This is a genomic window from Chitinophaga jiangningensis, assembly GCF_900142605.1.
Taxonomy (GTDB): domain Bacteria; phylum Bacteroidota; class Bacteroidia; order Chitinophagales; family Chitinophagaceae; genus Chitinophaga; species Chitinophaga jiangningensis.
This window is the reverse complement of the sequence record NZ_FRBL01000005.1, coordinates 64410-80570: the sequence shown is the minus strand read 5'-3', so window position 1 is coordinate 80570 and position 16161 is coordinate 64410. Positions and strand designations below refer to the sequence as shown.

The following is a 16161-nucleotide window of genomic DNA, read 5'->3' as shown; positions in this document are numbered from 1 at the left end:
TTCGTCGTTCAACAACAATGAATTAGCAATCACATGAAAACTTTAGTACCATTCTTACTAGGTGCTGCACTGATTACCACCAGTGCACACGCACAATACAAACCTGATGTGCAGGCACACCGCGGTGGTATGGGCCTGATGCCGGAAAATACCATTCCCGCCATGATCAATGCTGTTAAGCTCGGCGCCCGCACGCTGGAACTGGATTGCATCATCACGGCGGACAACCAGGTGGTGGTATCCCACGATGCCTATATGTCATCCACGTTTATGCGTAAACCTGATGGCACCGACATCTCCAAAGAAGAACAAAAGAAACTGACCCTCTTTTCCATGCCATACGACAGCATCCGCAAATACGACGCTGGTACTAAACCGCATGAAAGATTTCCACAACAGCAAAAATTCAAGACTTATCGTCCACTGCTGTCAGAGCTGATCGACAGTGTGGAAGCATACGTGAAACAGCATCGTCTCAAACCGGTATACTATAACATGGAAACCAAATCGGACCCTACAGCCGATGGTCGCCTCAATCCAACACCGGATGTATTTGTAGCACGTGTGATGGAGGTGATTAATGAAAAGAAAATTGCTTCACGCGTTACCATTCAGTCGTTCGATAAACGCACCCTTCAGGAGCTGCATAAGAAATATCCTAAGCAAACCACTGCATGGCTGATCGCCAATAAGCAAAGCTTCGCGGAAAATATCAAAGACCTTGGTTTTACCCCGGACATATACAGTCCTGCATTTCAGCTGGTTACGCCCGAGCTGATTGCCGAAGCACATGCCATGAAAGTAAAAGTATTGCCATGGACGGTAGATGAAACTGCCGACCTGCAAAAGATGCTGGATATGAAAGTGGATGGGATAATTACAAATTACCCGGATAGGTTGATTAAGCTGACGGGGAGTTATCAGTAAAATTGCTTTTCCCAGTATTGCGATAGTAAAGGCGAAATCCGTTTCATACGATGAAACGGATTTTTTTATATCACTAATTCAAAAAGCGGGCTTGACAAGGTGGTTGTAAATAGTTTTGCTTGATAAGAATGAGTGATGATGCCATATGATAATGAATAATATAAGTCCATTATGGGAGTAGGCTTATAGCGAATTATTCATTCTTAAATTTACATACAGGCAAGCTTTTAATATTTTGCACCTCAACAAAAGCTCTTGTAGTGCCTGATCCCTATCTTGACTGGAAAGTCAAGGCACAAGCAGCATATTATTATTGATTATCTCTATACCATTTAATCTCGCAAAGATGTTGAAGATTCGATCCCTGATAAAAATGGGATACTTAAGTATGGGAATTCTGGTTTTGCCACAGTTATTGCCCGCCCAGGTAAATTATGCAACAGGAGCAGTTCAAGCAAATATCCCAATCTATCAATTTAGCAATAATAGCCGGTTAAACATGTCTGTGAGCCTTGACTATACCGGCGCCAACGGTATCAGGGTGAATGAAATTGCTCCCCCGACAGGATTGGGCTGGAGCTTGAATGCAGGTGGCGTAGTTTCCAGAGTTGTAAACAATAAACCAGATGACCAGTATGGAAATATTGCCGGTAAAACTTCAATGTTAGGAAGGCTGTATTCGGGTCAAACAGATGTAACAGACTGCTTTAGTGATGTTACCTCTTCCATAATTGATGATGCCAACTTGTTAGACAGGCAGGCTGATTACTTCAGCTTTGATCTAAACGGTAGAACAGGCACATTTGTAATTAAAACCAAAGCAAATGGTGAAACTGAATTTTCTGTTGCCGGGTTGGAAGATAATAAGTTAAAGGTGCAGGTAGTAGAAGAGGATATGTCGGCTTCCAATATTATTACCAGGATATCAAAATTTATAATTACGACAGAGGAAGGTATCCAATATGTGTTTAGTGAAAAAGAGTTGACGGAGTTAATGACTTCTAATAAAGCAATTTCTACCGAATATGTGCCAGGTGAGAGTCTTATTCCTACTGGATATGCGCTCTTCATAGATCCAAATAATCCTCCACCTCCACCGGAAAAGATATCTATCAATCTATGGAAAACAGGGAAGTATGTCATTAATAACTGGTACCTGAGTGAAATCCGGAATCCACTCAATCAACAAAATATTTCATTTACCTATAATACTTATGATAAAGATTTTATCCTGCTATCACAACCAGTAATGAATGCTATCGTAAATAGTGATGGCACTACTTCCCAAACGTCTTACACTATCGTCAATCAGCGGTTTGTAGGAAAGCTAAAGCGACTGATGCAAATAGATCTTCCTGAGAATAAGAAAGTAAAGTTTAGCTATAATATGAACCGTATCGATATGCCTGAAGATGGTATGTTGTCGTCAATTGATATTTATAGTAACGATGCGAAGATGAATGGGTTTGGGTTCCAATATGCATATACGCATTTATATTCCATGGCTACTCCTGAGGTGGCAGCAACAAGGCCCGCTTCTGAAATACAGTACATGAAGTTATTACTGGTAGGTATTACGAGGACGGCAGGGCCGGTAACTCCTTTTTTGGACCTACAATATAAACTTGGCACAGGTACTCCTCCCAGGTCGAGCGTATGGCAAGATCAGTATGGATATTATACCGGAAGTATGGTGGGACTGAACAATACTTATGCTAACTGTTTCAATTATGAAGCCCGAAAGATGGCTATAAATCATACTGAATGGTCTGATCTTTTACGTATGAGTGCCCAGAATGGCATGCTGTCACGAATGACTTATCCAACAGGCGGTTATACAGAATATACCTATGAGCCTAATGACGTGATGGCAGGTAGTTCTTTTCAATATACGGGAGGGGTAAGAGTAAGTAAAATACTGATACATGATGGTATAAACCATGCCAATGATCAGATCACCACCTATAAATATAAGCTCACCAATGGTAATTCTTCAGGTACAGGGTTTGAAACGCCGGTTTATAGTTTGGATATGAATACTTTCTATGCTAAAACTTCGATACATGGGGCCAGCAGAGTGATCTTTGTTGCGGCTAATGTTGCATTGGGATTTGGTGGAACCTACTGTAATATGGCATCAGCCTTTACATCAACTACAGGCTTTTTAAAAATAATCGATGATATAGTATCAGTATTCGCTGGAGGAAGAAGCATATCTACTGAAACTGTTACCACCCGTACCTGGTCAATGCAGCCATTGCAGTCCACAAATCCGCTACCTGCAGTTTATAGCAGAGTCGAAATCATTAATGGAACGGAAAGTCAGAACCTGGGGAAATCAGTCGTTGATTTAACAAGTTATATTGATAGAGCAGCAATTGTACCAGCACTTGCGACACCTTTTTCTGCCAGACAACGTTTGGAGCAATGGGCAATCGGGCTTCCTAAAAGAGTGGCAACATTCAATGCTGCGGGTGAGTTGGTGAAAGAAGAAGTAAAGCAATATGCATTTACAACTAATACTTTGACAGATAATGGTTTGCTTTCATGTAAGTGTGGTCTTACTAACACTTACAGTAATATAGTTGTACCAAATAGTTACTTACCCCAGTTTATGACCTTCATAAAGGATGTTTATTCTCCGGTTACTGGAAGAGCAGAGGTGTCAAAATATATTGTACGGAATTATTATCCCGATAACACCTTTCAGGCAGAGGAACAATCTTATGAGTATGATCCGTTTTATTATAACCTGAAAGTGGTGAGGTCAACAACGAGCAAAGGAGAAACCATCGAAAGAAGGATTTATTACCCTTATAACTATACGACTTCGGCAGGAATTGCCATGATGATGTCTGCAAATTATATAAATGCCCCAGTTGGAGCAGAGATATTCCTGTTAAGAAATGGCCAAGAACCCAAAATGATAGATGGCTATTTTTCAAATTTTGAGCTGGTAGGAGACGGAGATATTCGTCCCACATCAAAATATATATTTCAGAGCGCCAAAGCAGTCCCAGAAAGCGAAGTAGGACCGTTTAACCAGCAACTTTACAGGAACCCGGCCTATTTCAAAAAAGCTATCGATTATACATATGATAACGCCGGCAATATGATTCAGGCAAATGAGGGTGGGATCATTCGCAATTATCTGTACAACGACAGAGGATTTCCGGTAGCAGCCATCACAAATGCCTCTTTATTTGAGGTGGCATTTACTGGTTTTGAATCTACCTTGAATAAAGGTGGATGGATCTACAGTGGTCAACCTTCCGCTGCAATAAAGCCAACGCCACAATTCCCGTATGTAATTGAGCAAAATCCTGCGAGCGGGCTTTACTTCTATTATATTGCAGGTTACCCAATTACCAGGTCAGCTGCCGGCTTGGTTGCAGGAAAGAAATACAGGATATCCTACTGGAAAAAGAAGGAGGGCGCAACAGCAGCCACTCCATTAGATATTAATTACCCCAATACTGTTAAGCAAACGAATAATTTTGAAACATATACCTGTTTTGAACATGAGTTTACTGCCGGATCGGCGGATATAGTCATTTCAGGAGTTGGAGCCCTGGATAACTTGCGACTCTACCCTGCAGATGCTTTTATGACTACCTATGATTATGATGCCAAAGGTAATGTTACCTCCATCATTGATTTAAATGACATCGTTACGCAATATCAATATGATAACTCTTCCAGGGTTAACAGGATATTGGATATGAAAGGTTCGATACTGAAGGCTGTAGATTATACTTTTTAGTTTCAACCATTTTTGTGGATTATTTAGTTAAAAATTATGCGATTATCCCTAAGCAATTATATATTCTTTATCCTTAGCATCAGTGGTATTGGCCTTTTATCTCAGCGTGCCAGTGCACAATATACCGACCTGAATCCTGGTACCATAAGTATTGAAAAAAGTATGTTGGTAGCAAATACCAGTGATGTGGTCAATATTATAAATACGCAGACAGCAACGTATAAGAGAGGTCTTTTAATAACAGCATCTGCGCAGATTCTTATGGAGGTTTCCACGGACAATGTCAATTGGGTTCCGGATTATAGCTTTAATGGTTATCAACGCGTAGTGCCTCCTGTTGGAACTTACTTCTACAGGAGGAGAGCGATAGCTCCAACGCTGCCTTTTGCTTATTCCAATACAGTACAATTGAAAGTAAGTGCACCTTATACTGGGGGGGCAATTGCTGCCTCCCAGGAAGTTGCGCCTGGGGCTATACCGCAGGCTTTAAGTAGTATAAGTAATCCTCAGGGTGGTAATAACACGTTTACCTATATATGGGAGTCTTCAGTTGATGAGATGACCTGGACAGTAATTCAGGGAGCAACTGCTAGTGGATACCAACCTCCTGCCCTTTCTAAAACTACCTATTTTCGCCGCAAAGCTACTTCAGATAATATATCAGTATATGCCAATACTGTAAAAGTAGCTGTGGTACGGAATGAAGTAAATATGCCAGCTTTAACTGCATTAACAGGTACGGAAGCTGTGGTCGCGATTTCTCCCTTTACAGATATGGTGCCAGGCAATATAAAAGGAATGTCGGAGGTGTTGTTTCTCAAGCCCGGAGTTAATACCTGGAATCCCGATCAGACAAGCCTAGTTCCCAATCAGGATTTTATGCGTACTAATACTTATGTGGATGGCATTCTGAGGCCATTGCAACAAGTCAGTGTAAAAGTGAGTAAGAGCGGGAAAGACCTGGTTACTCCTTATGAGCATGATCAATATGGCAGGCGTCTGATTCAGTTTTTGCCCTATCTGACAACAGCAGATGGAACTACTGCCGGCACCTTAAAGACAGACGTTGCAACACAACAACCAGCCTTTTATGCCAATTTAACTGGCAATAACGATAATTACTTTTATTCAAAGATCGTCACTGAAGCATCGTCAGCACCAAGATTTATGAAGTCTATGAGTCCGGGTATAGGTCAGGTTGGGAGCAATGTAGGTGGTCGTTCGGCAAGCAGACTTAATAAAGTGGAAGATGAAGTAAGGATATGGGCCATCGGAGACAACCAGGATGACCTACCCTTTAGTACAGGACTTTATAATCCCGGTGAACTTGTTGTTTCAGTTATAACAGATGCGCACGATAATAAGAACTATACTTATACAGATCGTACTGGTAATGTTATCATGACGGCAACACAGGTGCAGGGAGCGGATATGCCTGCTAACAATGCACGCACTTATTTTGTATATGATGACATGCAGGAATTACGTGCAATTGTTACACCCAAAGCGGTAGATTATTGTACTACTACAGGTAGTTGGGATTTTACCGGAAATGGGATTAAAGTATTTGATGAGCTCTGCTACAGATATTGTAAAGATGACAAAGGGAATGTAATATATAGCCGCACACCTGGAGCTACCTTGCCTACTGAATGGGTGTATGATTTCAGAAACAGGCCGGTTTTCTACCAGACGCCTGCTTTAAAAGAAGAGGGTAAGGGTGAATGGGTTTACCTGCAATATGATAATATTGATCGCCCGGTCATGCGCGGTATTTATACAGATCCGGCTGCAACCAGAACCTCACTGCAAACATTGGTAAATGCCAATACCACCACAAGGATCGTCAACCAAAGCATAACACTGCCTCCGCAAGCTGAGTTGAATATTAATAAGCGTGATCCTTCAATTCCTGGGTACAGCGCCGGATTAAACATCAATCTGTTTCCCGGATTTGAAACAGAAGAAAATGCTACGATCGAATTTGTGGTGGATCCGAATTTGCCCGGGCAGGTACAACAATATACTGTTTCATACATTTCAGGTTTTACCCCCGCTGTATATGATCCGCAGGTCTTCTATTATTATGATAATTACTCCTGGAATGGGGCGCATCTGTTTAACACCGATTTTCAGCTTAATCCAGGTGCAGCACTGTATCCAGTACCAGTGGCTCCCACTCCTAATACTAAAGGCCAGATCACCGGGTATAAGGTAAAGTTGAATGATAAGGCACAGTGGTTAACCACTACGCTGTTTTATGATGAATACGACAGGTGTATACAGCAACAATCTGACAACATCACCGGGGGGACGGATATCCTTACAGGTCAATACGATTTTGGAGGAAATATTCTATCTGCATATAGTGTTCGTCGTAATAATAAATCATTGGATTTTCCGGAATTAAAGACACAAATTCGATACGAGTATACCAGCAATGCGCTCACCGGGGTGTATCACACTATTTATAATGGGACAACAGCTACTACCAAAAAGGTAACAGGCTATGATTATAACGATTTGTATCAATTAACACAAACCCAGCTTGGTGATCTGGAAACGCTTGATTATGAATATGATCTGCTTGGTCGGTTAACCGGTATAAACAGCGCCTACGCTAAGAATAAGTCAGGTAATCATTATTTTGGTATGGAGATTTCGTACGATAAAGGCTTCACCAATGCAAGAAAAGACGGGAAAATATCTGGTGTTACCTGGAGAAGGAAAGGAAATGAAGATGAGTGGCATGCATACGGATATGACTACTACTCCGGAGGGAACCTGAAAAAGGCGGACTATACACAGTACAGTGGAGGCAACTGGAATAATGCGGTAACTGATTTTCAGCTAAGTGACCTTGCATATGATAAAAATGGAAACATGCTACAGTTGAAACAGCACAGCATGCTCCCAGGTAGCTATAAAACAGTATTGGATAATTTGCAATATTCCTATGGGTTTGATGGCAGCGCCTGGTCAAATAAAATTCAGTCGATAGCAGATGCAGCTGGTAATCAACAGCAAGGCGATTTCAGCGACGGTGCACACAATTCTACAGAATATCAATATGATGCAGATGGTAACATGACCCGTGACCTGAATAGAGGTATAACCATTAAATATAACAGGTTTAATGCGAAGCCGGAGCTGATTACCTTTGATGCCGACCCCGCCAAAAGCATTCAGTATGTTTACGATGCCAATGGCAATAAGTTACAGAAAATAGTGAAATCCGGCAACACCTCAGCAACCTATACTTACCTATCTGACCTGGTATTTAAAGACGATGTCCTGATGCTATTTTCCCATCCTTCCGGAAGAGTAAGGAAGAATGCGCAAGGTGAATTGAAGTATGATTATTTTATTAGTGATCAGGCGGATAATACACGTACCGTTCTTACGGAAGAAACTACAGAAATGGCCTATAGGGCATCTCATGAAGATAATCCTTCACCTGCACCACCAGCTCCTGAAAGAGAGATGTTCAGCTTTCCTCAACAGGTGGATGTTATTCCGGCTGGCAACCCTTTTTATGATTATAACGGTACAAACCGCAAATTTGTGAAACTGAATCATGTGGATGCATCAAGGAGAGTAGGAACTTCTAAGGTACTTCGCGTAATGGCCGGTGATAAAGTAGAACTTGGTGTATATGCTTATTATGCGGAGAATAATTCTTCAAATAATACTCCCGATAACCTTCCTTCTGAAATAGTAAACCAGTTGGTAAATGCTATGTTAGGCCCTGTAACTGCCCTGGCAGGTCATAGTTCCGTTGTAACTGGTATTAATAATGGTATTACCTTAAATAAAGAGGATTTTGAAACCTTTGTTCAGAATAGTAACAGCAGTAACCCGCCTTCTACGGTACCTAAAGCATATCTGAATTATGTACTTTTTGATGAAAACTTCAAATTGGTAGATGGTTCCTCCAAAAGAGTAACCAGTCCGGGAGTTATTAACGAATTAACCGGTTCAATGGACATCAGCAAGAATGGTTACCTGTATATATATGTTAATAACGAAAGCGATGTAGATGTTTGTTTTGATGACCTGATTATTAAACATACCAGTGGGCACTTGCTACAGGAAGATACCTATTTCCCTTTTGGAATGGGAATAAGGGCCCTGAGCAGTATGGCAGGGAACAGACTTACCAACAATTATCTGTATAACGGTATGGAGAATACAGCTGACTTCGACCTGGATGTATATGACGTTGCCTACCGGAATTACGATCCCCAGACTGGCAGATGGTGGCAGCGTGATCCGGAGCTGAATAGCCTGGTGTCCTATTCTCCTTATGCAGCAAACTTTAATGATCCAGTTAATTTTGGGGACCCGGAAGGTAATTATCCATTTAATCTGACTGGTCCCGAATTTTGGGCTTCCGCGGCAGGTATGGCGGCCGGAACTGCTGTTGGGTATTTGTATGCTGCCAATAACGGTAAGGATAAAGGAGCGTATGCCCTTGGAGGAGCCGCTATTGGGGCTGGCCTCGGATTCCTCAGTTCCAGGATAAGCATCAATGTGAACATGAACGTATTAGAGGGGGCTGGTAGTACTGCCTGTGCTATTACTAACAATACTATCTTTAATGAAATGTTGCGCATTACCGGCTTGTTATTAAGTCGGCCTAAACAGCTGGATGCCAGCTATCATGGCAAAAGTAACTGGACAGATCACTATGTATCTATTATGCCGAAAGGTCCTGGTCCTAAACCTAAACCCAATCCCAGAAAGAAGCGGTACATCCATGAAGTGAAAACAAAGCCAACTCCTGATTTAGAAATTGATTATCCAGGCAGTGATTTGGAGAGTGAATTTCCAGGCGCAAACATACCTACAATAGATATCGATTATTCCAAAATTCATCCAGGCAATGGGGGCGATGGTGCAAGACCTCATCCGGTGCCACCTCCACCTAAACCACCGGTACCAACGCCACCGATAGCTATCCTCTTTTATGGGAGAGGGCGCTATACGGACATCAATATATATCATGATGTACTCATTAAGATTAGACAGGCAGCTGTCACTGCTTTGATTACGCCAACGAGATCCCTTGTGTTACTCTTTGAGAACAGATCACCTACTTATATCATACCACGAAATAGAGAGCCGAATGTTGTTTTTGATGACAATGATAAAATGGTGGTGACAACAAAAGGTACTGCCATTGAAAGATACGCTGTTAAGCTATTACGTGAAAGGATAAAGAATTTAAATAAAGTGATATCAAGAATGTTTGGAGTACAAGCCAGCATCCGGTATATTGACAAAACCCCATATATATGGATAGATTCTAAATAGCATTTTTTCAATCAGGTCCGTCTAAACTCAGATTAGACGGACCTGCTACACAACCGCACTAACGACAGTGCTTTGCCACCATCTCCTCATAATATCTTACAAGGCGATTCGTATTACTGCCGGCAGGGGATGAACTTGATACCGTTCCTACCTTTGCACTCAAACCTGTTGCCCCGCCCGCCTGCTGTATAAATTTTTCAAAATTTTCCGGAGAAGAGAGCTGAAGTTGTAATGACAGATTATTCGTATAGTCGGTAACGAAGCTGGTATGCCCAAAGTAAAACTCCTTTTTATCCGGATCTTCTGCAATCGCAAATATATACGCAGGTGCTCGTTGTGGTAGATATACTGTGCTGTCGGTCCCGTAAAAACCGTATGACACGCCATCACTCAGCAGTCCACCAGGAGAAAGTATCTTATCCTGTGGAATCACCAGGTAAATATGCATCGAAGGCAAGGATGGCCCGTTTACCTGAACACTTAATTTACTGGGTGCTGCCATCGCCATATTGCGGGTTTCCTCATCCACATTTTTCCATCCGAAGTTGTCGATTTTAACAGTGTAGTAAGAGGCTTTCGCCTGCTTGCCGTTTTGGGTACCTGCTTCAGTGACCTTATAGTCACCTGGAATGGTATCGGCAGTACGTGTGTCCGTTCGCGTTACAAAGTCTTCCTGCGCGATATCACTGGTGTCCAGTCTTTTTAAATTGTTAAGATGATATTGATAGTATTCGCAGCTGTCGCAAGGTGTAGCAGGTTCCGGGATTGGATGCTTTTTTCTGCCATCTGACTCAATGAAATCGAATATGGCGGTAAGATCTCCATTGCTCATCCCCATGCATATACTAACATCATGTGGTGAGAGGTAGCGGCACCCCAAATGCATTTTACCTGATGCCAGATACCGATCCTTACACCGCACAAATTCAAATATTGCTGCGGTGTCATATCTCCAGTCGGCAATGACGCCATATAATGGCTTTGCGCGGTATTTTTGGTCATTATCTACCAATGCCAACCCCACCGAAGTCATGGGAGGATAGGTGCCATCCGTGTTTTGCGGTACGTGGCAGTCTTTACAATAAGTGTTATACAATTCCTCCCCTAATTTATTCGGTTCCCCGGCGCTATCATTCAACGGCCTTGGGTTTTCCCAATTGACCACTCCATCTCTCTCCACCCCATCATACAATTGCATACCGGCAGATATCTTTTTTGCAGGTACGCGCACCGTTATCGGCTTATTAATACTCACTTTGGTATCGGATGCCGGCGCTATCTTAAACATACCACCACTGCTGAGCAGTTTTCCATCACTTTTAGTGACCAGGCCGCCTTTGATCATGGTACTGATATCCAACGCCTCCCTAACCTCCAGCCTGGCGGAATTCCCCGGCGCAGCCAGTGCGTTAGCCGGAATGATAATCTCCAGACCATCTTTCATTTTTAACGTGGTATCCCTGCGGGTATCAATGGTGATAAACTGGGCAGCGATTTTTTCCCTGGAAGGCAGTACCGAACGGGTAGTGCAGGCTGCAAGGCCTGTCAGCATAAGGATGGAAACAAGTTTTCTGTTCATAGGTGATTTAAAAGTAATCAAATATGCCACATCCTGTTACTAGATAAAAAAAGAGGCTATATCATGCCGATATAGCCTCCTTCCTTTCAACTCAACTAACCTACTGAATAATCGATCCGTTGAGTCTTCTCAATTCAGTTTCCGCAAGTTTAGTGTTGTACCGCGCCTGAATCAGCCTGTAGTAAGAATCTTCCAGACTTTGTTGTGCTTGTTTAACCTCTATTGTAGTGGACACGCCTTGTTTAAATCTTTCCAAAGCTACCATCATATTTTCCTTTGCGAGATCCAGGTTCTCCTCTTCCAGCGCCAGCGCCTGTTTGTAATAGTCGTAGTCTTTATAAGCATTAATCAGTGATACTTCCACCTGCGATTTCACATTCTCCATCGTAATTTTCTGGAAGTCGTAATTCAGCTGTGCATTCTTTACCTGACGTTTTACATTAAAGCCGTTGAAAATCGGAATAGCTGCCGTGAAACCATAGTTGAAAGCATTATTCCGGTTGAATTTCGGGCTGAAGTTGTTGGTGGCGGCATTGGCCACATTCCTGTTGAAGGAGTAAATGGAGTTAAAAGAAATGGTCGGGTAATAATCCGCGCGACTTTCTTTAATCGCCAGTGCTGAAATGGCAATATTCTGCTGCTGTACCTTTAAGGTGGTATTGTTCTTATTTACATTCTCCTGTAGTTCTCCAAGGGAGATGTTAGCCGTCACGGGGATGGAGTCCGTGACATCGTAAAAGGTAGCATTGGTAGGTACTGCCATCAGTTGGTTCAGCAACGCCTTACTTTGTTCAATCACCGTTTGCTGACGGAGATAGAGCGCTTTCTGTGCATTCAGGTCCACCTTCGATTGCAGCAGGTCGGTCTTCGGTCCGAGCCCGGTCTGGAATTTGGCATCCGATAACGTTACTCTTTCCTGGGAGATGGACATCTGCTCTGCTAACGCTTTCAGCTGTTGTTTTTGCTGTACAATGTTATAATAACCACCAATCACCGTGGCGATCGTATTCTGAATCTGGTCTTTAATGGCCAGCTCACCGAGGTCTTTTATCGCCGAAATTTTATCGCGGGTGGCAAACATTTTCAACCCGTCAAATAAAGTCCAGTTGAGCGTGGCACTGGCGTTTAACACCCGGCTTTTAATACCGCTGGTATCACGTTTGGTGCCATTGGCAAATTCCTGTTTAAGTGCAGTGCTGCTCCAGTTAGTGCCGGCAGTGGCATTCAGGCGCGGCGCAAAGGCGAAGTTCGCATAGGCGTAATCGTTAGCCGCTACTTCCGCATTATTTTTTGCCAGCCTGATATCGTAGTTGTTTTTCAACGCCACATCTATTGCCTGCTCCAGGGTAAGCACTTCCCGCTGTGCCATAGCCACTGTGGTAGTGGCTATGATACAGCAAACAGACAAACAAATTTTAGCTATATATCTTTTCATATTAATTCCAGACAAATAAATTATGCATGCGTTGCCATCATGGTTTCGGATTCCTGCGCTTCTTCTTCCTCCGGATTACCCGACTTACGACGGCTCAGGAAAGTGTACATCGCAGGGATCACATACAAGGTGAGTACCAGTGAAAACACGATACCACCTACGATAACGATACCCAGCGGGATACGGCTGGTAGCCGCCGCACCGAGCGACATGGCAATCGGCAACGCGCCCAGCGCCATGGCCAGACTCGTCATCAAAATCGGACGCAAACGCAGCGAAGAGGCCAGTACCACCGCATCGGACTTAGCCAGTCCTTCATCACGCTTCTGGTTTGCAAACTCCACGATGAGGATACCGTTTTTCGTAACCAGACCTATCAGCATGATTACACCAATCTGAGAGAAGATATTCCAGGTTTGGCCAAAAATCCAGAGCGACAACAACGCACCGGCAAAGGCCAATGGCACCGTGATCATGATGATCAGCGGATCAATCCAGCTTTCAAACTGTGCGGCCAGTACCAGGTAAATGAGTACCAGCGCCAGTGTAAGCGCAAACATGGTGTTGGAGCCACTTTCCGCATAGTCGCGTGATGCGCCTGACAAAGCAGTACTATAGTTATCATTCAGCACATGCTCTTTTTTCAGCTTGTCATAAATGCGGTTCATTTCCTTGATACCGTCACCAATGGTTCTGCCGGGAGCAAGGCCCGCAGAGATAGTAGCCGATTTAAAACGGTTGAAGTGATAGATGATAGGCGGACTGGTTTCTTCCTCAATACTTACCACGTTATCGAGCTGAATGGCTTCACCACGACTGTTACGCACGTATAGGTTCTGCAGGTCCATTGGGTCGTCCCTGTCGCTGCGGAACACCTGGCCCATTACCTGGTATTGCTTACCGTTACGGATAAAGTAGCCATAGCGGAGGTTACTCAGCGCCAGTTGCAGTGTTTGTGAAATATCCTGTACAGACACACCCAGCTGGGTAGCCTTATTACGATCGATGTGTATACGTAATTCCGGTTTGTTAAACTTCAGGTCCACGTCCGTTCCCTGGAACACCGGGCTGTTGCCCACTTCTTCCATAAACACAGGCAGTACAGCAGAGAGGGAGTCGAAGTTAATATGCTCGAGTACGAATGCAATAGGTAAACCGCCACGGCGGCCCACCTGAATCGTTTGTTGCTCGATGGCAAACACTTTACCCATCGGGAAGTGGCTCATATTACGGTTCACCATGTTCACGATCTCTTTCTGTGAACGGTGACGTTCGTTGGGTTCGGTAAGCATCACGTTAACGAATGCACTATTTACCGCACCTGCACCACTGAAGCCGGGAGAAGTTACACTCAGTACAATTTTGCGCTCCGGTACGGAGTCGGCCATGAACTGCGTGAGTTTATCCACATAGTTATCCATGTAATCAAACGATGTACCCTCCGGTGCAGAAACCTGCAGGCGGTAAGAGCTGCGGTCTTCCAGCGGCGCCAGCTCCGATTGCAGCGTTTTAAACAGACCATAGATCATACCCAGGCATACCAGCACTATTACCACCGCTGTCCAACGGAAACGCATAAACGCATCGAGGGAGTTTTTGTAACCATCTTCCATCCACCGGAAGAAGGGTTCTGTTTTGGTATAGAACCAGGAATGGGTGTGGGTATCGCGGCCCAGTTTTACGTTTAATACAGGAGTCAGGGTGAGAGATACAAATGCGGAAATTAATACCGCACCGGCCACCACTATACCGAATTCACGGAACAGCTGCCCCACAAAGCCCTGCAGGAATATGATGGGAAGGAATACGAATGCCAGCGTAATGGAAGTGGCGATAACCGCAAAAAAGATCTCTTCAGAGCCTTCGCGGGCGGCGCGCATACGTGGCATCCCGGCCTCTATCTTCTTATATATATTCTCCGTTACCACGATACCGTCATCCACTACCAGCCCGGTAGCCAGTACAATGGCCAGGAGGGTGAGGATGTTAATGGTAAAGCCGCAGGCGTACATAATAAAGAAGGCGCCTATGAGCGATACCGGGATATCTATCAGTGGGCGGAAGGCCATGAGCCAGTCGCGGAAGAACAGGTATACAATAATAATTACGAGTACCAGCGCCACGATTAAAGTTTCCTCTACTTCTTCAATTGATTTTTTGATGAAGCGGGTATTATCCATGGCGATGTTGAGGGAAATATCTTCCGGCACCTCATGTTTCAGCTGTTCGTAGCGTTTGAAGAATTCATCGGCAATGGCTACGTAGTTGGAACCTGGCTGTGGGATGAGGGCTAGTGCGATCATTGGGACGCCGGATTCTTTCAACACGGTTTCTTCATTTTCCGGGCCGAGTACGGCCTGGCCGATGTCGCGGATACGTATTTCGCTGCCGTTTACATTTTTAATAATCAGGTTATTGAAATCCTCTTCACTAACGAGGCGGCCAAAGGTGCGCACGGTGAAGTCGGTGGCGTTACCGGCGATTTTACCGGATGGCAGCTCTACGTTTTCCCGTTGGAGGGCGGCCTGCACATCCGAGGGGGTGAGGCTATACGAAGAAAGTTTGGCCGGGTTCATCCAGATGCGCATGGCGTAGCGTTTTTCGCCCCATATCTGTATCTGGCTTACGCCGGGGATGGTTTGCAATTTTTCCAGGAGTACGTTGGTGCCGTATTCTGTTACTTCCAGCTGGTTGCGGGTGTTGCTCTGCACCGTCATGGAGATGATGGCGTCCGAGTTAGCATCCTGCTTGGATACTACCGGCGGCGCGTCCAGGTCGGGCGGCAGGCTGCGCTGTGCCTGGGATACTTTGTCGCGCACGTCGTTGGTGGCGGCTTCAAGGTCCTGGCCCAGTTCAAACTCCACGGTAATATTACTGCTACCCTGGCTGCTGCTGGAAGATATGTTTTTGATCCCTGCGATACCATTGATTTGTTTTTCCAGTGGTTCGGTGATCTGTGTTTCGATGATATCGGAGTTGGCACCTGCATAGGAGGTGCGCACGTTAACGATTGGCGGGTCGATGGCAGGAAAGTCCCGCACGCCCAGGAAGGTAAAGCCCACAAGACCGAATATCACGATAATGATATTCATCACAATTGCCAGAACGGGCCGTTTAAGCGATAAGGACGGCAGACTCATA

General features: G+C 44.2%; 6 protein-coding genes. 3 read left to right on the top strand and 3 right to left on the bottom strand.

Going from position 1 to position 16161, the window contains the following annotated elements; translation table 11 throughout:
• Positions 1-33 precede the first annotated feature (33 nt).
• From BUB18_RS13265 to BUB18_RS13255, 3 genes are all read left to right on the top strand, one after another.
• Positions 34-927, top strand: coding sequence for a glycerophosphodiester phosphodiesterase family protein (locus tag BUB18_RS13265; RefSeq protein ID WP_073081584.1), 894 nt, complete (start codon positions 34-36; stop codon positions 925-927).
• A gap of 346 nt (positions 928-1273) precedes the next feature.
• Positions 1274-4690, top strand: a complete 3417-nt coding sequence (locus BUB18_RS13260) for an RHS repeat domain-containing protein (protein WP_143159940.1) — start codon at positions 1274-1276, stop codon at positions 4688-4690.
• Between the two features lie 36 nt (positions 4691-4726).
• Complete coding sequence (locus BUB18_RS13255; RefSeq protein ID WP_073081578.1) at positions 4727-10006, top strand: DUF6443 domain-containing protein; 5280 nt, start codon at positions 4727-4729, stop codon at positions 10004-10006.
• Between the two features lie 58 nt (positions 10007-10064).
• Here the strand turns inward: BUB18_RS13255 and BUB18_RS13250 are convergent, their stop codons facing one another.
• From BUB18_RS13250 to BUB18_RS13240, 3 genes are all read right to left on the bottom strand, one after another.
• Positions 10065-11585 (bottom strand): hypothetical protein, encoded by a 1521-nt coding sequence (locus BUB18_RS13250; RefSeq protein WP_073081575.1) that lies wholly within the window; start codon positions 11583-11585, stop codon positions 10065-10067.
• A 100-nt stretch (positions 11586-11685) separates the two neighbouring features.
• Complete coding sequence (locus tag BUB18_RS13245) at positions 11686-13020, bottom strand: TolC family protein (protein ID WP_073081572.1); 1335 nt, start codon at positions 13018-13020, stop codon at positions 11686-11688.
• A 20-nt stretch (positions 13021-13040) separates the two neighbouring features.
• Positions 13041-16160, bottom strand: coding sequence for an efflux RND transporter permease subunit (locus BUB18_RS13240; protein ID WP_073081570.1), 3120 nt, complete (start codon positions 16158-16160; stop codon positions 13041-13043).
• Between the last annotated feature and the right edge of the window lies 1 nt (position 16161).

Coding starts and splice junctions, on each gene's coding strand:
- BUB18_RS13260 (WP_143159940.1), top strand. CDS start 1,274: ATGTTGAAGATTCGATCCCTGATAAAAATGGGATACTTAAGTATGGGA.
- BUB18_RS13240 (WP_073081570.1), bottom strand. CDS start 16,160: ATGAGTCTGCCGTCCTTATCGCTTAAACGGCCCGTTCTGGCAATTGTG.
- BUB18_RS13250 (WP_073081575.1), bottom strand. CDS start 11,585: ATGAACAGAAAACTTGTTTCCATCCTTATGCTGACAGGCCTTGCAGCC.
- BUB18_RS13245 (WP_073081572.1), bottom strand. CDS start 13,020: ATGAAAAGATATATAGCTAAAATTTGTTTGTCTGTTTGCTGTATCATA.
- BUB18_RS13265 (WP_073081584.1), top strand. CDS start 34: ATGAAAACTTTAGTACCATTCTTACTAGGTGCTGCACTGATTACCACC.
- BUB18_RS13255 (WP_073081578.1), top strand. CDS start 4,727: ATGCGATTATCCCTAAGCAATTATATATTCTTTATCCTTAGCATCAGT.